This is a genomic window from Dactylosporangium sp. NPDC051541, assembly GCF_044454505.1.
GTDB lineage: Bacteria > Actinomycetota > Actinomycetes > Mycobacteriales > Micromonosporaceae > Dactylosporangium.
The window spans coordinates 158020-177073 of sequence record NZ_JBITDU010000001.1 but is presented as its reverse complement, the minus strand read 5'-3'; the positions used below and the strand labels follow the sequence as shown (position 1 = coordinate 177073).

Sequence of the window (19054 nt, the reverse complement as noted above, 5' to 3'; positions counted from 1 at the left end):
CCGCGAAGGACAGACCGTGAACAGCATCGAAGACCGGCTCGCCGACCTGCGCGGTCCGGTGCCGCCGCTTCCGCACAACGCGCGCACGATCGCCGCCTTGACGACCAACCCGGGCTGTCGCCGCCGAGCCGTCCTCGACGCCGCCGGCGTGGACAAACGAACACTGGCGGCGCGCACGGGTTTCGCTCCGCCATACGGCCAGTCGCCGTTCGCCATCACGCGCACTCGTGCGTTCGTCAACCAGGTGAAAGCGAACGGCTGCGCGGAGTTGCTCACAATGCTGCGCGAAGTGCTGCACTTGGACATTCCCGAGGTCGCCTACCACGACCTCGAGGAGGTGGCCGGCAACGAGAGCCAGGAAGTCCGCCACCGCTATGCGCGCCAGGTACTCGGCGCCGCCGCGACCACTGCCGACGGCACCCTGTTCGACCACCCACTCCTGAGAATCCCGGTCGGTGGCCGTCAGGTCTTCCTCGAGCCGGACCTCATCGCATTCAAGTACGAGGGCACCTTCTACATCATCGAAATCAAGAGCTTCGCCGTGATCGATGGCCAAGCGGACGGTGGCAAGGTAGCCGCGGCGGCCGTGCAGTCAGCGGTCTACGTTCTGGCGCTCCGTCAGCTATTGGAGGAGCTCGACCAGGATCCGGCCACGGTCTCGCACGAAGTTGTCCTCGTCTGCCCGGAGAACTTTTCCAATCACGCCGTCGGAACAAAGCTCGACGTACGCCGCCAACTGACCGTCCTCAAACGCCAACTCCGGAACATGACCCGCATCGACGAGGTTCTCGCCCACGTTTCCCAGGGCGTCACCTTCGACCTGGCGCCGGATCGCGACGGCCGCCCCACTCGCCCACCCGGTGAACTGTGCGCCGCCATCGAGGACATTCCGGCCCGCTATTCGCCGGAGTGCCTTTCGACCTGCGAAATGTCGTACTTCTGCCGCGACGAGGCCAGAGGCAGTACCCACGCGCTCGGCAAATCGGTGGCCGAGGAGCTCGGCAGCATCGAGTACGTCGATACGGCACTACAACTCGCGACCGGCGATCGGGAGGCGTCTCCAGAGCAAATTGAAGCTTCATTGGTACTGCGTGCAGCCCGGCGTCTGCGCGAGGAGTGCCTCGGGGCGCCGGTATGAGCGCACTGACGTCCTTGGCCCGCGCATTGGCCGTCCGAGCCGAGGCCGCCCAGCCAATCACCACCGTCCGCCATGTCCACTTGGCCGACCGCCCACTGGTGTTCATCCCATTGACTTTGGCCGGCGAGGCGAACGCACCGTTGGCCGCGATGCTGGGCGATTCTGTGGAGGCGCCAAGGCTTCTCATCGTCCCGCAGCCGAGAAACCGCGACCAGCGCTTCGAGTTCGCCGCCGAACTGGGCCGCATCTTGGTGTCCTATGTGGACAGCTTCGCCCGCCGCCAGGAGGAGATCCGCGGCAAACGCCGTTTTACCGACGCGCCGCAAATCCTGGTCCCGAACCCCGGCGGCATCGCCTTCCTGCGCTTGTTCGGCCGCTCGACGAGGCTCCGCCGCATCTGGGGCGAATACGCGGTGAAGCCAATCGTCCCCACGCTAGGAAAGTGGCTGACGTTCTTCGCCGAACGCGCGGAGCACCCGGGCTCATCGCTGACCTTGGCCATGACGTCGACATTGAGTGCCCACTGGGCCACCGGCCAGAGCGCGGTCGAGGACGCGAATCTGGCCGCGTTGATGGCCTGGTTCACCGACGACCCGTTCGAGGCCGCCCGCGACGCCGAGGACGCCGCCATCTGGCCACCGGCGGGCCCCACGACCGACCCGACATTCGACGCGGCCGCATTGATGCCCGCCATCAACCGGTACGCGAAAACGGACGCCGACCCGATCGCCCGCCAGCAGGCGTTGGAGCATTTGCGCGCGGTACTGCAAGGTCAGCTGGACCCGACGTGGCAGCTGATGTGGCGCGGCATCGACCTGTTGCGCACGGTGGAGCCCGGCGCCACGGTGGTGGAGCGCTGGGCCGACGACCGGGACGTGTACACGAACTACGTCGAGTACCTGCAAACCGGCACCGCGCTGCCCCAGGCCCGCCGCGACAGTGCCGTGGCCGCCGCCCGCCGCCTCAACCGCCTGGAACGCGCCCAGTCCTTGTACGACGCCCAGCGCGCCTTGGACGACCCCCTGGTCATGGCCGAGTTCCGCCTGGCCGGTGAGGCTTTCGCCGGCGAGGTGGTGGCGGCCGACCCGACCCGCCTGGACGCGACGGGCCCGCGCCGGAAGCTCCGTCCACATGTGACAGTCCGCACGACGGATCCGTTCAAGCTTCCCGTGGGTACCGAACTGCAGTCCCCAACCCGCCGCGCGCAAACCGCTCGCATTGTCTCGATCGACGGCTCCGACATTGTTCTGGAGCTGACGGGCGGCATGGGCCGAGCCCTGACCCCAACTCCCGGCAGCGTCCCCGAATTGGCCGAACGGGTCACGTACAGCACGGTGTCGACCGCTTTCCAGCCCGGCGGCAATTTCCCTCAGGCGGAAGACACACCGTGGACGCACGGCGGCCCACCACCACCGCCGGAACCGACGGAAGAGGACGCCGTGGAGGCCTGGTCATGACCGACATCTTCCCCGCTGTGATGTCTTCCCTTTCGGCGAGCGAAGGCGTGGTCGTCGACTCCCCACCGGGCGCCGGCAAATCAACGCTGGTAGTCCGGGCCGCACGCCATATCGCTGAGACCGGCGAGCCGCTGGCCATCGTCGCCCAGACCAACGAACAGGTGGACGATCTGATCGCCAACCTGGCCCGCTCATCGCCCACGTTGCCGATCGGCCGCCTGTCCGCTCAGGGCTATGTACCAGTACCAAGAATCGCTTCACACAACAACGTCTCGGTCGACAATGCGGTAGCCGGTCTAGCGGGCTCCGCAGTCATCATCGGCACATCCGCCAAGTGGGCGACGGTAACAACGGGCGAATGGCCCTGCGCCATCATCGACGAGGCCTACCAGATGCGCTCGGACGCCTTGCTACAAATCGCGGGCCGCTTCGAACGCACCCTGTTCGTAGGCGACCCAGGCCAACTGGACCCATTCTCCACAGTGGAAACCGAACGCTGGGCGGGCTTGTCCTGGGACCCCCAACTCAGCGCCGTGGCCGTCCTACTACGCCACAACCCAGACATCCCCCAACACCGCCTACCAGTCTCGTGGCGCCTACCAGCAACAGCCGCCCCGGTGATCTCAGAAGCCTTCTATCCGTTCACCGGCTTCACGTCGGGCACGGCTCTCTCTGACCGCAAAATGTCCTTCTCAACCCACGCCTTCGGATCGTCCCCAGTGGACGCGACTCTCGAAATGGCAGCAACAACCGGCTGGGCGCTACACGAACTCCCGGCCAGACACAGCATGCGAACCGACGACGAGGTAGCCAAAGCCTGCGCAACGGTAGCCCTACGCCTACTGGAACGAGGAGCGATAACAGTTTCCGAGCGCTCAGAGGCCTCCGAGCTAACACCAGACCGAATAGCGATCGGCACCGCCCACCGAGACCAAGCCACAGCAGTCCGCCAACACCTACCCCCGGACTCCGGCATAACGGTAGACACAGCCAACCGCCTCCAGGGCCGCGAGTACGACGTGACAGTAATCTGGCACCCACTATCCGGCCGCCGAGACGCAACCGCCTTCCACCTGGAAGCCGGCCGCCTGTGCGTCCTGACTTCCCGCCACAGACACGCGTGCATAGCGGTAGCCAGGGCCGGCATAGCGCAACTCCTGGACGACCACCCCTCAACCGGCCGCGTCTACCTCAACGAAATCGTGAAGTTCCCCGACGGCTGGGAAGCCAACGAAGCCATCATGACCCACCTGAAATCCCACCGCGTCCCCGCCTGACGGATAGCTTCGCCGCCCCGAAGCTATCCGTCACCGGTCGGTGAGACCGCCGAGCGCGAGCGCGGCGAACACGGCGAGGAAGAACCCGAGAATGACCAGCTCTCCGGTCCGAGCCCACGCCGACGACCTAGCCTCCCCGGCCAGCTCCTTGGCCCCGGCAACACTCCGCCAGGCGCGCCGAGCCATGGCGTAGAGGAAGCCGAACCCGAACCCCACGAGCCCGCCGAGCAGGAATCCCCCCAACGTGACATGAGTTGAATGGTCCATCACGTCAACGTGACAGAACCGACGCCGGACAAATATCGACGAAAAGGTGGATTGATTCGGACAAACGTCCTGGTTAAACCGCCTCTGGCCTTAGGTTTCAACCCTCAGCAACCAAGCCGACACGTTCGGGCGTCACATGTCGGATAACTTCAGAAAATGGAAGCCATCGGTCATGTTGTGGTAGCCCACTCCGCGGCGGTCAGCGCGTACTGGACCTCGCCGTGCTCGTCGCCCGGCACCGGGTCCGGCCAGTCCGGGAAGAACGTGGCCACGTGCCGTAGCCCGGACTTCTCCATCACCCGCCGCGACCCCGCGTTGATGACCATCGTCTCCGCGAACACCCGATCAACGCTAACCACGTCAAACCCGTGAGCGATCAAAGCCCGGCAAGCCTCAGTCGCATACCCCTTGCCCCAAGCCGAACGCTTCAGCCGATACCCGATCTCGATCCCGGAACGGTCCACATCTACCGGCGGCCCATCACCCCGGTGCGGCCGAAAGAACGCCCAGCCGAGAAACTCACCGGCAGCCTCAACCGCCCAGTACCCGTAGTCGGTGCCCCGGTCGTAATACGCCAGGATCCGCGGCAGAGCCGAGTCCCGGATCTCCGCGAGCGGCGTCGGGTGCCCACCGTTCAGGTACCGCATCACTTCCGGATCACTGTCCAGCGAGACGAGATTGTCCAGGTCGTCCGCGGTGAGTTGGCGCAAGTTGAGCCGTTCGGTCTTCACAGCAGGGTCCCTTGCATGGGGAAGGTCAATCTAGCCGTGGTGATGCTTTCGAGAATCTGGTCCTCGTTGAGTTCGCGGTCCATGACTCTTGCGTAGTTGCGGCCGCGGTTGTGCGTGTTGCGCATGCGCACGACGTTCGGGAAGCGGCCGACCGCGCGCATGTCGCCCAAGCCCGACAAGAAAATGAGTTGGATGCCGTTCGCGGCCGCCACCCGGCGTTGCAGGTCGAGGAACGCCACGTAGTTCGCGGTGCCGAGCGGGTTGTCCATCGGCAGGACGCCGAGGCCCGGGACGTCGCCGCCGCGGTTCGCGGCACGGAGGCGGGCCAGCATGCAGAACAGCAGCAGGCCGATGGTGACCTTCTCGCCGCCGCTCCACTTGCTCATCAGCTCGACGGGCTGGCGGTCGTCGGTCAGCTCCGTTGACGGTTTGAGCACGCGGGCGACGAAGTTGCCGCGGCCGACGACGGCGGCGATCGCCTCCCACGCGAGGGGTAGGCCGTCGGGGATTGGGTCCTTGCCCGCGACGAGCTTGTCGACCAGGCGCTCGACCCGGCTGCGCAGCGTGGCGTCGCTGGTGTCCACACTTGACCGCGGGCCGACGTCGAGGAACCGGCGGTTGCGCAAATGGTCAGCCAGGCCGGGCGGCAGCTGCGCGTGGTGCTGCGCACGTTGCAAGGTTTTGAGCCCCTCGCGCACCTCCGCACACAAAGCGGTCACGACGAGGTGCTTGTCCTTCTCGACCGCGTCGAGTTCGCCGGCCAGGCCGTGGCGATAGCGCACAAGCTGCTCGACCAACTGCTCGGCGGCGTCGAAGTCGAGGCGGCCCTCACGGAACCGGTCGCGAACCTCCGGGCTCACCGTGGCAAACCGGTCGTCGGAGGCCCACCGGTCGATGCGGTGCGCCTCGGCATTGAGCCGGTTTCGCGCGGCATTCACGGCCCGATCGGCCGCCTGCAGCGCCCGCCGCGCACCGCGGGCCGACTCGCGCGCGACGTCCACGTCACCGGTGAACGGCAGTGCGGTCTCGGTCGGCTCGGTGTCCTCCGTGAGATCAGTGACCAACTGCTGCAGGTCGTCCGCGCGGCGTCGAGCGGTCACCGCCTCCACTTCAGCCGCGCCCGCCTTGTCCCGCGCGCCCTGCTCGGCCGTGCGCGATTCGTCCAACGCCCGCTGCGCCTCATCCCCCAACCGCACAATGTCGGCATCATCGGCGACCAGATCGAGCGTCGACGGCGGACAAGCCTGCAAAGCCGTCTGCGCATTCGAAAGCGCCGCACCGGCCAGAGTCGCATCGCGCTGCGCGGCCAAGAAGTCGCTCTCTGCCTGACCGATCGCCAGCCGTACGGCAGCCGGATCGGAACCGTCCAACAGCGTCTGCGCGGTCGTCCGCTCACTCACCGCGAACTGCTGAATCTCCTCATCGAGCGCCGCCAACCGGCTCGTGATCTCGGCGATCGTGGCCTCCAGCGCCGACCCGGACGTCTGCCGCAGGTACGCATCGTGCGCCGCCTGATACGCATTCGTCGCTTCGGTCAGGTTGGGCAGGCTCTCAACGACAATCGAAGAGGCGATGCGTTGCAAATCTTCACACCGGATTCGGTACTCCCTGACAGTCGACGACGCCCGCTCGGCATCGGCCGCGTGCCGGGTCGCCGCAGCCGCCGCCGTGCGCTCCTCGTCCTCGGCCACAGCCATTTCCGCATGCAGTTCGGCTCGCACGGTCGGCAGGGCGGCCAGTTCCTCACGCATCCGCGCGGCATCCGGGGCCCGCCGAGTCAGATCGCCAAGGGCCGCGATCCGAATCGTCAACACCCGCCGCCGCTCGGCCAGGTCCCGACGCGTGTGCTCGAGCAGCGCGGCCCGCTCATCGAGCAGCAACCGCGTCTCCTGCAACTCGCCCATCCGCGCATGCACGGTCGCGAGCGCATCCTCAAGGTTCGAGTGCGCAGCGTCCAAATGCTCAAGGTGCCCGGATGGACAACGCGCGATCAGATCGAGCAGCGACCCGCGCAACCGAATGTCACCATCGCGCATCTCGAGCAGCTCGTGCACCCGCTGGTTGCGCTCGTCCCGCCCCCGACTGCGACGATCGGTCTCGGAAGCCGCGGCCGTCCGGTCGTACATCGCGGGCGCCGGCGGCAACACGAACCCGATCGGCTTGGCCGGATCCGAGTCCACAACGGACCGAAGATCAGCCGTCGCCGCGACCTGAATGGCCGAGGTCGGAAACAGCTCCGCCCCCAACAACTCGGCGCGCGCCCGCTCCAAGTCGTCCGGGTCGTGCACAAGCAGCCCACCAACGAGATGCGGCGCGTCGGCGATCAAGACAGGCCAAGCAGAGGGCGGTACCGAATCGGCCAAGAAGTGCCACCCAGTCGTAGCCGGAATGCGCGCCGCCGCCAGCACATCCGCCGCCCGGGCCAGGTCCAGCGCCGCCGGCAGCAGCCCCCGCGCGGACGCGAGCGCCTGCACCGCACGATCGTCCTCAGCGTCCGCGACGGCCAGCTGAATCCGATGCCGATCGGCGGTGATGACGGCCTCGGTAAGGAGATCGGTGAGATACCGCTGCGACGCGATCGGATCGACCCGGTCCTGCTCGGCCAGGGCCGTCAACCGCGGATCGGTCGCGAGCGCCTCGATCTCCGCAAGCAGCGGCCCCCGCTCAGCGTCAAGCACGGCCTTGTCCCGCAGCAACTCCGTGAGCGAAGTCTGCGCCTCGGCGCGATCACGCTCATACGCACGCCGCTCGCTGTCCAATCGCGCAGCATCAGCCGGCAGATCATGTTCGATCGTGTGCGCCGCCGCCGTTTCGGCCTCCTGCGCCTTGGCGAGCGCGACATCCAGATCGTCGTCGCCGAGGTGTGCAGCGGCGGCGGCGAGATCCCGGTCGTACGCCCCGAGCTGCGCCTCAATGGTCCGCTGCTGCGCATCCAGGCTCCCGAGCCGCCCACGCAGCGAGTCGGCGAGCGACCGCGCGGACACCTGCCGCTCCCGCGCCGACGACGCCTCCTGCGCAAACGTGTCCATTCGCGCATCAAGCTCGTCCGCAGCATTGCGCAACACCGCCAGCAGCACGGCCGCAGCGTCAGCCCGGTCCCGACGCAACGGCGCGGCCCCGGCCTCGGCCTGCTCCTGCTGCCGCCGCGCCACGTCCAGGCGCTGCGCCTGCTCAACGTGCCGGATCAGCGTCGGCACCAACTGCCACGACCGATGCACATGGCGACGTTCGGCGACGAGCATTTCCGCCGAACGCGCAGCCTCGACCGCGCGTTCGTGCACGAGCTGCGCAGCCCGCCACCGATAGTGCTTCATGTGCGCATCGAGAGTCGCGGATTCGGCCGCTGCCCGCAGTACCCCCGCCGAAGCCCCCTCAGCGACGGCGTCCTGACGCTCGGCCACCGTAGTGGCGGCCTGCACGGCGGCGCGCAACGCACCCGCGAGACCGGCGGCGTCGAGGCGTGCGGCCCGCGCGGCGAGCTCGGCGTCGACGAGCGTGTCCCGGGCCGCGGCCCCGTCGGCGAGCAGCGTCGCGGCCTCGTCACAGAACGCGACCTCGGCCCGCAGCCGCGGCTGCCGGGCCAGCCGGTCACGCGTGGTGCGCAGAATCGTGGCCACTTTGCCGGCCGACGTCGGCTCGGTGACGAGCGTGAGCAGGTATTGCACGAACTCATCGGCGGTCTTGAACTTGAAATGGTGCTCGATGCCGCCCTCGGTGGCATTGATTTTGAGGATGGCGGTGAACAGCCCCGGGTCCAGCCCGCGGTCTTGCAGGGCCTGCGCCCACCGCTCCTGCTTGCTGGTGACGACCATTTCGCAGTCGTACGGCAATGCCTCGATCGCCTTCGCGAAGTCCTTGAGCTCGGCCGAGGCGTAGGGCAGTTGTTCGAGTTCGACACCGTCGGCGGGTGTGAAGGCATACCACGTCTGCCGGAGCCGTTCGTGGGCAGCGTTCGGGTCCGAAGGTTGCACCCGGTCGGCCCATTCGTAGACGCCGCCGGTGACGAGCCGCTGCCCGGCCGGGTCGATCCATTCGACGACGACGTGCGCGGTGTCGGCGCCGAGAATCGCGTCCTCGAGGTGCCGCCCGGTTGTGGCGGTGGCGAGAAAGTCCCGCCGGTCGGGCCGGATCAGCGCGCACAGCAGCGCGATGAGGGTGGACTTCCCGCCGCCGTTGCGCATCCACAGAATGGTGTCGAGCGGGGTGCCGTCGCGGCCGGTCAAGTCCAGCCACACGTCCCGGAACCGAGCCGCCGGCGACCCGATCCGGTCGAGGTAGATCCGCCGAATCCGCCAGAGTTTCGCGGGCGCCGCCATCAGTGCTTCACCGTCCGCATCGCTTCCAGGGCTTCCCCGCCGGCCACATCCGCGACGAGCAGCCGGAACCGGTCGGTGAGCTGAAATGTGCTCGGCCCGAGCTGCGGCATCGGCCGCGCCGCCCCGCGCTCGACGAGCCACCCCAATACTTCGGCCACCGCGAACTGGGTGCACCCTTTGGCCGGCCCCGGCTGCCGGTCCTTGGGCTTGAATGCCGCGGTCCGCCGATAGATCTCGGCCGCGACCCGCGCCTGCCCATCGACGGTGTCGTCATCACCGGGGATCATTTGGACCCGATCGATCGTGTCGCGGATGAACTTGTCCAGGGCCGCCACTTCAACGGTTTTGACTTCGGTGCTGTCGAGGTCGGCCTCCTGCGGAAACGCGTATGCGGCCACCCCGAGCACGATCAGCCCGGAGATGAGTTTCTCGTCCGCGGTCATGCCCGTGCTGCGCAGATCCCCCATCCGCACCGCGAACACACTGCCCGGCTGCGTACTGAGCACGAGCCCGGTCCGCGCCGGCGCACCGAGCACGGTAAGCCCGAGCCCGCTGGCCAGCGTATCGACGGCGTCGCGAAACAACGTCTGCGTGCGATACCGCTCCAGCAACCGGCCGTACGGATTCCCGTCGGTCGGCCGCGCCCCGGTCCGCAGCCCCAACGCGACCAGTTCCGCCGCCGCCCGGACGTCCTCGAGGGGAATGGTCACGCTTCCTCCGTGTACGACACCAGCAAGTTGTCTCCCCACACCAACGGGTGGTCGATCGATGTGTCGGTCCGCTCGGCCTGGATGGTGATTGGGTTTTCCTCATCCGGCTCGGCAACATCGGGCGCGTAGGCCCACAAAGCCGAAAGCAGCACCAGCTCCGCGATCTGTTCATCGCCGGCATCCACAAGCAACTCCGAGAGCCGGGCCGGCCGCTCCTTCGCGCGACGCAGAATGCGGGTGGCCTCGGCGACAACGGCGGGCGGATAGGCCTGCAGTTCGACGCCCTCGCTCTCCCCCGGCTCCTCGGATTCGTCGTCCTCGGCCCCGCTCAACCGCGGCGGTGCGAGGAGCACGTCGACGAGGTTGTCGAGCTGCAACAGCCGCGGAATCTGCATCCCGACGACCCGATCGCCAAATGCTTCCGCCACCCGCGTGGCCTGATCCTGCGGAAGGCGCAGCACGGGATGGAGCAATTCCTGCTCAACATTGAGAAGCCGCAGGTGTACTCGCCGGGCGAACACCTGCAGCAGCTGCGCCTCGAGAAACACGCTACGGGCGTCACCGACCCGCTCGGCCAGATCGAGGTGTACCTGCCGGATCCGCCGCAACGTGTCGACGAGCTCCCCGGACGCTCGCCGAACGGCGGGGTCGGTCTCAGTGTCAATGCCGGCCGCGACGTGATTGAGCACGTCCGCGTCGGCCGCGATCCGCGCTTCGACATGCTCCCGCGCCCGCGCGAGCCGCTGCGGCACATCCGCTTCCCAGTCGACGGACCGAACGTCCCGCTTGGTCGCGTCAAGAATGTCGGCGAGAGAGGCCGACATGGCGACGGAAACCCGTTCGGCCTGCATTGCCGTCCGCCCGGCCGCCTCAAACCGCCGATCCCTCAGCTGCCGTTGCAGCACGACGGAAAACGCGGCCTCAGCGTCGTCGACGTCGAGGTCGAGCCCGGAGAGGTACAACATGACAGCCTGCGGTGAAGCGAGCACCACGGCCCCGTCCGGCCCGTCCTGCAGTTGCAGGAGCTTGAATGCGTACTCTTCGCTGTTGTCGAAGGTGTACACGAACGCGCGCTGATTGTCGGCGTCATTGAGCAGTCCCTTGACCACCCACCGGGCCGCGTCCTCGTGTTCGCCGGTAGCTCCGGGCCGCATGTGCCCGGCGAGCTCGGCAATGGACTCAATCAGCTCAGCGAGCGTGAGCGCTCGAGCAAATCCGAGCGAAGCGACGGCCAGGTCGACCGCCGCGAGTGCAAGTTGCCGCAGGTCATAGCGCTCATGTATGTCCGCGTGCACCGCATTGCGCACCAGCCGCGCGACCGGATCGGTGAGGATGAGCGCCCGCCAACGCGCCCGCATCGAGCTGTGCGCCACAGGGGAAAGCTCCGGTTGACGACTCTCCGTCACCCGTTGCCCTCCCCTGCGTCGCCGAGCTGCTTAAGCCCCTACCGTAGCAACCACTTCCGCCAGATCTGGAACAGCGAAAGCGGGTGTGACGTGCGCCCGAACCGCGACGACCACTGGTGCTTCGCACACGTGGTGTCCGCCCCGAACGTCAAACTGTCAACGCGCGACGAGGCCCCAGTGGCCCCTTTCCCGAGGTCCATGCCGTATGCGAGCACGGTGGCGTCGGGGTAGGCGGCGGTGATGGTCGACCAGGCGGTCGGGAATGTCTGCGTGGCGCCGTTCGCCACGTTGGTGAGCGCCCGGGTGCTCCACCACTTGGCCTGCCCGTTGCGCAGCGCGTCCCAGTTTTGCCACTTGCCGGGCGTGATGGTCTGCCCATCCTGGTAGGGCTCATACACCAGCGTGGTGAAGTCCCCGGCCTGCAACGTTCCACCATTGATGTCGATCGGAATCTGGTACGACCAAACGGCAACCCCGCTGGACGCCAGCTGAACCGTCCGATACGTCAACTTGCCGATCCGGTTGAGCTTGACCGCCCGACTGGGCTCCTCGAGGTACAACGCCTTGGCGCTGTTGTCCGGAAGCGTCGCGTCGACCCCTTCCCGCTGCAGCTTGAGCACAGCGGTCGAGTTCGCATTGCTGCTACTCGGCGCCTCCCCGTTGGAGGTGGTGAGAATCCCGTCGGTATTGCCATGCCGAACCGTGCTGCAAGGCGCCAGCCGAACCAACTTCCCACTCGCCTGCCCCGCCGCATAAGCCCCCGTGCCGGCAACGAGCATGAGCCCAACCCCGGCAACGGTGGCCGCGGTGAACGCTTGACGAAGTCGCATCGTTCTATCCCTCCTGTCCGTCTGCATACCGGTACATAAGGGACAAACGACCGCAGGCCGCTTAGCGACCTACTGTGCTCGCCAAGCGAACCCCAAACCGCCCGGACGGGTGACATTCGGAGGGCGACCACATTTGCACCATCCTCTAGTCAGGAACGACTGCTCGCAGAAGCTAGAGCCGCTGGCGTTGGATCACGGCTCGAAAAGACGGTCGCAGCGGCCGGACGTTTCGGCGCCGACCCATATATGGATCGGAGCCGAGCTACTAGCTCAGCTGAGAGCCGAGAAGAAACCCGCCTCTGGCTCTTCGGGAACCCCGACCAGCGTTGCCCGATCCAGAACCGAGTTGTACCGCTCGCAGCTCGTCTCCGGCAGCAACAGACAAGCATGACATGCCGCAAGATTCACACCACCCGCGCCAGATGACGTCGCTTCGATGCACACGGGATCAGCGGTGCACCATCGCGCTCGCCTGATCGCCGATCGGACCACGGCGTCAAACCGAGCTGCTGCGCTCTGCGCGGCGAGACCGCCGAGACTACCTGCGCTGTCCGCAGAGGCGGTGTAGATGAGAACGCCCGCTTCGTCGGGACCGGCGTAGAGCCGTTCGCGAAGCGATGCAGCCGGATAACCGGCGTCCAGGCTCAGTTCGTTCAGCAGTACATGAGCGAAGCTGTGCAACAGCAGTTCGCGGGGTGACACCGTCGCGTCGGCCCGCCGCCCGAACATGTTGCCGTGGAGAGCCATGCCGTCGCATACGAGCTGAGCTCGATCATGTGCGAACTTCGCTGCTTCCCAGTCGGCGAGCGCACCTGAATCGAATCGCAGGAAGATACCTTCCCCGAGAACCTCCATCGCAGGAAGCCACACAGGTTGCCCCGCGGTGATTGCGCCCCGGTATGCCTCATCCGTGCCGGGCGACCAGGGCGTGATGCGTGAGAAACTGGCTAGCGCACGAACCTCACGAAGTCGCGAGACTGTTGAAACCTGCTCGAGCACAGGAGCGATGGCAAGTTCGCCGTTGATCGCGACCGGGACGGCGACGAACTGGTCACGGGACGATGTTTCCGGATGCCCTGTCGTCAGCGCCTGGTATTCCTCGCGGCGGAGCCTCTCATCGGTGTAGGGGTCGTCATCTGTGCCGTCGCCTCGCAGTTGTGCCACCGCCTCGAGCATCATCTCGACGGACAGGCCTTGCCGGGCGAGGTCCATGTCCGCGAGCGCCTCCCGTAGGGTGGCATCGTTGGCGTTCTTGAACACCGCCCAATGGCGTCGCGCCAGTTGATGTGCCCGGTCCGACCACGGCGGGATTGAGATCGCCGAACGCACCTCGGGGAACCAGACGTTCGACGAACCACGCTGCAGGGCTCTGAGCGTCTCCTGACAGCCGTCCTCGTCCGCATCCGCCAGCCAGGGACGACGCCCGTGGCACTTAGCGATGCCTTTGAGTGCCGTCGGTCTGAACGAGTTGTCCATCGACACCGACGGGACGCCACAGCTACAGCCGATGATGATGTCGGCGAGTGAGGACGACCGGCCTTGTGAGGACAGCGTCAGATTGTGCTCGCCGCCAGCGGCGCCTGATCCTGCATGAACCCACTGGTGGAACGGGAAATCTTCGATATGGCCCCGGGGACAGCACGCGACGAAGCGCGACGGAGTGATCCGCCGGCCGCAAGTGCGGCAGTAGCTGCTTCGATCGTTGCAGAACTGCTGGCGCCGTTTCAGTGCACGGCACTGTGTGCAGAAATGGTAGTCGGGGAATCGGACGACCGGAACGTCTCCATCGCGTCTTCCGCTCGGCGGGGGCCGGAACGTCATCACACCCAGGCTCCGTGCAAGGCGCGGTTCACTGATCTCGACCGCCCATGGGTCGATCGGCCAGTCGTCGAGTCCACAGATCATGAAGCTCTCGTCACCGGCCGGGAACAGCGAACCGACGCCGTACGTGGACACGAGCTGCGAACGACGTGCATCAGCGACTTCATGCGTCACGGCGAGCGCTCCTCCGTCTGCGGATCAGATACAGCGAGCTTTCAGCGTCTACATCCCGAAGACTCGTCAGGGTCGGCCACGGCGCGTCCTGTACCGGGAACGACACGTCCTCGTCGGCCATCGCTCTGCCCGCCTCAGTGAGCAGGGTGTCCTGGTGTCTTCCGTACCAGCCCGGGTAGCGCTGTCTCCCGTCGTCAGCTGCGTCGAGCCAAAGATCAAGAAGGTCCTCGAGCTGCTCCGCTACAGCCTCCTGCTCCGCCTTTTGACGGGCTCTGACGGCCTCACCATCCGCGTCTTGATATTCCGCAGCGCTGACACGGGCCGCGCGTTGTGCGATCACTCCCATGCTGCGCCGAATGTCGTCCTCCCAGTCTCCGACCTGCCCGGCGGCATTGTCCGGTGCAACACCGGCAACGGTGAGCCGAGCAAGACCGACCAAGACACCGTGCAGCCCTCGGTCCCGAGCTCTCGGCGCGAACGGTGTGGCGCCGGTCGCCTCGACCTGGCGGTAGAGGCTGCGGTGGTAGGTCATGAAGCTCTCGTAGTGGGACAGGTCACGTGACCTTGTCGCGTTATACATGGTCACCACGAGTCCCGGATACTTCCGGCCGACGCGACTCGTGGCCTGGATGTATTCGGCCGTCGTCTGGGGTTGTCCCATGACTGCCATCAAACCCAGTCGGTCGACGTCCACGCCCACAGAGATCATGTTTGTGGCCAGTACGACGTCAGGCGCGTCCGGGTCCGGGAACGAGGTGCCCAACACCTTCAGCTCGTATGGAATTTCCGACGAGCGTTTGCGTGATGTCAGCTCGCGCGGTTCACGGATCTCCCGCTGCGGCTGCTGCAGTCGCTCTGCAACAACCTTCATTCGGTCCGGGACGTCGTCGACGACTTGCATGTAGGCGCCGCCGAGTACTCGAAGGCTGTTGAAATAGCCGAGCAGGGTCCAGTAGGCGTCCTTTACTTTGTCATCGGTCAACGTGGACGCCGCGTGCAGCAACGCCGCGTAGGTACGCACGAGGAGGGTCGTCTGACTGATGCCGGGCGCGAGGACACCCACGTACTGGCGGGTACCCTTCTCGTGGGGAATCGCAGGCTGCGCGAAGAAGGACTGATCGGCTATCAGACCTGCGGGCGGGAACTGGTGTGCTTCGCGATCGAACACCGCTCGCATCTGACTGGTCGCGCGACGGATCGTCGCGGTCGAGGCCACGAGTTTAGGTCGGCCCGATCGTGATGCGGCGGCGTCGACCGCCGTCTCGTACAGCCCGACCATCGTGCCAAGCGGGCCACTGATCAGATGCAGTTCGTCCTGGATGATCAGATCCGGGGAGGAATAGGAACCGTCCGTGGAGAACAGAGCGCCTACGTCCGCGCGCCAGGCGACCATGGCGAACTTGTCGACGGTCGCGATGACCAACGACGGTCGCTCGCGATAGACATCCTCGTCTACGACGTGGACAGGCAGACCCGAGCCGAACGGACATTCACGGTCGGAACACATGACCTCCATCCGAGGTGGGGGCCCTACTCGAATCCTGTAATCATCGGGTCCGAGATCGGCGCCGCACCAGGGACAACCCAGCAATTGAACAGGGTTTTCCTCGTCGACAGATTGGCCCTGCTGCAGCTTCCGCAACGCGGTACCTGCTCTGTCGACCGTGTTCGGTGTGGCTTTCCGCCCGACCCACAGGCCGAGGCTGATGGGGACAGTATCTGGAAGATGCTTCCTTCGGATGAGCTCCAGGGCGCAGACCAGGCCAGCCGCGCGTTCGAACTGCTGGAGTGTGAGCAGTCGAAGTGTGTATCGCATCAGCACCGACACGCCGCCGTCGGTCCGATCGCGTAACCGACGAAGCAGGATCGCGTAGGCGATCAGGCCGAGATACGCCTCCGTCTTGCCACCGCCGGTCGGGAACCAGAGAAGGTCTGCGATCTGACGGTCATCGGATTCGCAGTGAGTCAGCCCATCAATGTTGAGCAGGATGAAGGCGATCTGAAAAGGTCGCCAGCTTTGCGACGATCCGTCGTCCACGACGCCCGCGGCATCTGCGCGGATGAAGTCCTGACGGGAGCGCTGGTCAGCCATGGCTGCGTTCATCAGCCGAAAAGCCCGTGCCGCTTCAGGCTCCGACTCAAGCACCTTGAGTCCACGCCGCATTCGTTTGAGAGCGATCGTCGCAGCGCCTACGTGGCGTTCTCCAGTCCTGCGCATGCCGGCGGGCAGTTGATCGAGCTGCTGTCCGAGACCACTGATCCAGACCGCATACTGGTCCAGGAGGGCACGAAGGCCTCCAAAGTCGCTGCCCTCCTCGGCCAACGTACGCATCCGCTGTGGTGCGACACCTCCGCCCGATGCCTCGCTGAGCAGCAGATCGTGCCATGGCATGAAGGTCGTCGCGAGTATTTTCACAGATTCGTCGTCGGCCCAGGTGACTGCGCAGCCATGGCCGACTGCGAGATTGCGAACGCCCCTGAACAGCAGTGCGGATGATTTCACGTCGTCGTCGACGACGCCCGCGAACAAGCCGACGGGCCGTTCAGCGAACTCGCCGTCCTCGCACGCAATCGTGATCGATGGCTGGAACCAACACAGACCGTCGCGCATGCCACTGCCAGGTGCATCGGTGGTGTTGATCAGCACAATCGTGATCGAGGCGATACCGTCGACCGGCGGTCGAACCGACCAGTAGAGCTGCAGACCTTCGGCGAGGTCGGTCCGGTCAACCTCGGGAGCCGTGACATCGAGCCGGTGTTCGAGCGGACCGACCGACAGCCGCGTCCACCGAGAACGGCGATGTGACCGGCGGCCACGGTGGCGAATGGGTTGCTCCCGCTGCGAGTCTTCACTGTTGTGATCATCCGTTTCGACATATCTTGCAGCGCTGACCGTTATCTTCAGCTGTCGCGTCAACTCCGGCGACACGGCGAACGTCAGGCCCATCGACGAGGGCCGCCGGGTCCGAGATAGCGCCACAGCGGGATCGAAGACGGCGTCGTCGCCCTTGACCGCGGCGTTCTCGGTGTCGTCCTGCTCGTCGTCCACGGATTCCCGGCCGTCGTCCTGCGGGTGAAGGATGCCGACGATGAACCGATCGAGTGGCGGCTCGTCGATCACTTGATCCTCCGGACCGCCCTGGAGATCATGCTCGAGCGCCAGCCGAATGTGCTCCCTCGCCTCGTACCATGGGCTTAGGTCGAGCGTCATGACGGCTCCCTCCAACTCAGATCCACCGCGCCGGTAACTCTCGTACTCAGCCAAAGTCCGTGGCGGCCAGTTCCAGAGCTTGCAGGCGGATTGCCGGCTACGGTTTCCAGCGCCTCGACGTATGCTCCTTCGAGCAGAAATGGCCAGGGCGTCGCGCGCCTCTCCGCCGATCCGATCCGCGCTGCAAAGTCCTCGCCGAAACCGCTCGTGGTTCTGGCTACCACGCTGTCGCCTTGGACTGCGCAGTACACGGGTGCAGTCAGGTCAGACTTGTCCCTGTCCAGCTGCCAGGACACCGGGAGGCCGATGCCGCCAGTCAGCGATGCCGACGTCGGGCCGAGGCCGCTCGTATCGGAACCGCGAATCTCGACGCCGAACGTCTGCCAGCCCTCTCGACCACGCCGGAAGTAGCGCTCGCTCCGGCCGGCCTGAAACCAACCGCGTTGCTGCTCCAGCACTGCCACGGCGAGCCGGTCACGTGATCTCGTCAGACCGACGAACAGCACGCGAACCGACTCGGCATCATCGTCTCGCAACCATTGATCGGCATTGACGAGGACCACGTTGTCGAACTGAAGTCCCTTCGCACGGTGCACTGTGGATACAACGATCGAGGTATCCGTCGACGACTCGAGCTCGGCTTGGCGTCGGCCTCCGCTCAGACCTGCGGCAAGAGCTCGGAGATCAAGATCGGCGCCTCGTCCAGCGGCGGTTCGTCGCAACGCCGACCACAGAAGCTCGGCGTCCTGGAGTCCCGCAGTTCCGGCAAGGTCGAGGAACGAGTGCCGGCTGATCGTCGACGTCGGAAATTCGCCGAGCAGTCCCGCGATCCACGGTGCATAAGACCGTTCGCTCGCCGCCCGCTGGATGGTTACCGAGAGACCGGCGCGGCGCAGTACGCCAGCCGTTCTGAGTACGTCGATGTTGTCGCGACACAGAACGGCCGTCGAGCCGCTCCACCGGTCGATCAGACGGCCTTCTGTCTCGATGTTCCCCATGGGTACGACGTCCGCGACGAAATCTTGGATCAGATTGCGTCTCGTGACGTCGTCCGTCGCCTCGGCCAGACACTTCCGGAGGCTGGCCGCCCGCGAGGCGTCAGGGCTGCGAGAACGGTACTCATTCACGAGATGGTGCTTCCCGACCGCGGCGTCGGAGCCGACGCTGTCGAGAAGTCGGGTTCGGCGGGCCTTGCGTGCGCGCGCGAATTGGAAGTCGTAAACCGCCTGCATCGGGTCGCCCAGGAGCGTGAACCCGCAGCTGGCATCGACCCGCTGCAAGAGCGCTCGGACAAAGTCGGCGCGAATGCCGACAACGTCCTGAACTTCGTCGACAACTACGTGGCGTACCTGCTCGAGGTACTGCCAGCCGTCCTCCTCAAGGCGTTTGGTCGCTGCCCTTACCGTCGCGTCGAAGCCGGACATTTCATCGCGGTCGCCGACCGTCAGTTCGTACGCCAGTGAGTCGAGGGTCCTGACCTCGATGAGATAAGCGTCCTCGATCGCGTCGGCAAGCCGCTGGCGGACAGCGTGCACCGCGGCCCTGGAGAAACTGACGATGAGAATCTCGTCCGCGTAAACATCATGCACACCGACCAGATTCCCGACCAGAGCGGCCACGACCTCGGTCTTGCCGGCTCCTGGACCGGCAATGACCAACTGACGGTGATCCGGCTCGGCCTCGGCGATGCGGCGTTGGTCGTCGTCCAGCACCATC

12 protein-coding genes are annotated in these 19054 nt (G+C 66.0%); 3 read left to right on the top strand and 9 right to left on the bottom strand.

The features are described 5' to 3' along the window. Window positions 1-16: 16 nt before the first annotated feature. From ACIA8L_RS00820 to ACIA8L_RS00810, 3 genes are read left to right on the top strand one after another with little or no spacing between them, the layout of a single operon-like run. Window positions 17-1138, top strand: coding sequence for a hypothetical protein (locus ACIA8L_RS00820; RefSeq protein WP_395899014.1), 1122 nt, complete (start codon window positions 17-19; stop codon window positions 1136-1138). Next, entirely contained in the window at window positions 1135-2595 is a 1461-nt protein-coding gene (locus tag ACIA8L_RS00815; protein ID WP_395899012.1) for a hypothetical protein, read from the top strand. Before ACIA8L_RS00820 ends, ACIA8L_RS00815 begins: the two co-directional genes overlap by 4 nt. Further along, a complete protein-coding gene (locus tag ACIA8L_RS00810; protein ID WP_395899011.1) occupies window positions 2592-3872 on the top strand; it encodes an AAA family ATPase in 1281 nt (426 codons plus the stop codon). Before ACIA8L_RS00815 ends, ACIA8L_RS00810 begins: the two co-directional genes overlap by 4 nt. Before the next feature lie 30 nt (window positions 3873-3902). Here ACIA8L_RS00810 and ACIA8L_RS00805 read toward each other — a convergent pair whose 3' ends face one another. The 9 genes from ACIA8L_RS00805 to ACIA8L_RS00765 all read right to left on the bottom strand — a co-directional run bounded on the left by ACIA8L_RS00805 (window position 3903) and on the right by ACIA8L_RS00765 (window position 19053). Further along, window positions 3903-4139: a hypothetical protein gene (locus ACIA8L_RS00805; protein WP_395899009.1), complete on the bottom strand. Its 237-nt coding sequence runs from the start codon at window positions 4137-4139 to the stop codon at window positions 3903-3905. Window positions 4140-4309: 170 nt separating this feature from the next. Beyond that, window positions 4310-4870: a GNAT family N-acetyltransferase gene (locus tag ACIA8L_RS00800; RefSeq protein WP_395899007.1), complete on the bottom strand. Its 561-nt coding sequence runs from the start codon at window positions 4868-4870 to the stop codon at window positions 4310-4312. Then, window positions 4867-9186, bottom strand: a complete 4320-nt coding sequence (locus ACIA8L_RS00795; protein ID WP_395899006.1) for a hypothetical protein — start codon at window positions 9184-9186, stop codon at window positions 4867-4869. The genes ACIA8L_RS00800 and ACIA8L_RS00795 overlap by 4 nt, the downstream gene beginning before the upstream one ends. After that, window positions 9186-9896, bottom strand: a complete 711-nt coding sequence (locus ACIA8L_RS00790) for a hypothetical protein (RefSeq protein WP_395899004.1) — start codon at window positions 9894-9896, stop codon at window positions 9186-9188. The genes ACIA8L_RS00795 and ACIA8L_RS00790 overlap by 1 nt, the downstream gene beginning before the upstream one ends. After that, complete coding sequence (locus ACIA8L_RS00785; protein WP_395899002.1) at window positions 9893-11302, bottom strand: hypothetical protein; 1410 nt, start codon at window positions 11300-11302, stop codon at window positions 9893-9895. The genes ACIA8L_RS00790 and ACIA8L_RS00785 overlap by 4 nt, the downstream gene beginning before the upstream one ends. A gap of 38 nt (window positions 11303-11340) precedes the next feature. Beyond that, window positions 11341-12132: a hypothetical protein gene (locus tag ACIA8L_RS00780; RefSeq protein WP_395899000.1), complete on the bottom strand. Its 792-nt coding sequence runs from the start codon at window positions 12130-12132 to the stop codon at window positions 11341-11343. A gap of 270 nt (window positions 12133-12402) precedes the next feature. Further along, on the bottom strand, window positions 12403-14127 hold the full coding sequence (gene drmB / locus ACIA8L_RS00775; RefSeq protein WP_395898998.1) for a DrmB family protein: 1725 nt from the start codon (window positions 14125-14127) through the stop codon (window positions 12403-12405). Continuing rightward, entirely contained in the window at window positions 14117-17338 is a 3222-nt protein-coding gene (locus ACIA8L_RS00770) for a helicase-related protein (protein WP_395898997.1), read from the bottom strand. Before ACIA8L_RS00770 ends, drmB begins: the two co-directional genes overlap by 11 nt. Beyond that, window positions 17335-19053: a UvrD-helicase domain-containing protein gene (locus ACIA8L_RS00765; RefSeq protein WP_395898995.1), complete on the bottom strand. Its 1719-nt coding sequence runs from the start codon at window positions 19051-19053 to the stop codon at window positions 17335-17337. The genes ACIA8L_RS00770 and ACIA8L_RS00765 overlap by 4 nt, the downstream gene beginning before the upstream one ends. Window position 19054 lies beyond the last annotated feature (1 nt).

Excerpts from the sequence above, each read along its gene's own strand:
- ACIA8L_RS00815 (WP_395899012.1), top strand. The coding sequence starts at position 1,135 with ATGAGCGCACTGACGTCCTTGGCCCGCGCATTGGCCGTCCGAGCCGAG.
- ACIA8L_RS00810 (WP_395899011.1), top strand. The coding sequence starts at position 2,592 with ATGACCGACATCTTCCCCGCTGTGATGTCTTCCCTTTCGGCGAGCGAA.
- ACIA8L_RS00805 (WP_395899009.1), bottom strand. The coding sequence starts at position 4,139 with ATGGACCATTCAACTCATGTCACGTTGGGGGGATTCCTGCTCGGCGGG.
- ACIA8L_RS00795 (WP_395899006.1), bottom strand. The coding sequence starts at position 9,186 with ATGGCGGCGCCCGCGAAACTCTGGCGGATTCGGCGGATCTACCTCGAC.
- ACIA8L_RS00780 (WP_395899000.1), bottom strand. The coding sequence starts at position 12,132 with ATGCGACTTCGTCAAGCGTTCACCGCGGCCACCGTTGCCGGGGTTGGG.
- ACIA8L_RS00770 (WP_395898997.1), bottom strand. The coding sequence starts at position 17,338 with ATGACGCTCGACCTAAGCCCATGGTACGAGGCGAGGGAGCACATTCGG.
- ACIA8L_RS00765 (WP_395898995.1), bottom strand. The coding sequence starts at position 19,053 with ATGGTGCTGGACGACGACCAACGCCGCATCGCCGAGGCCGAGCCGGAT.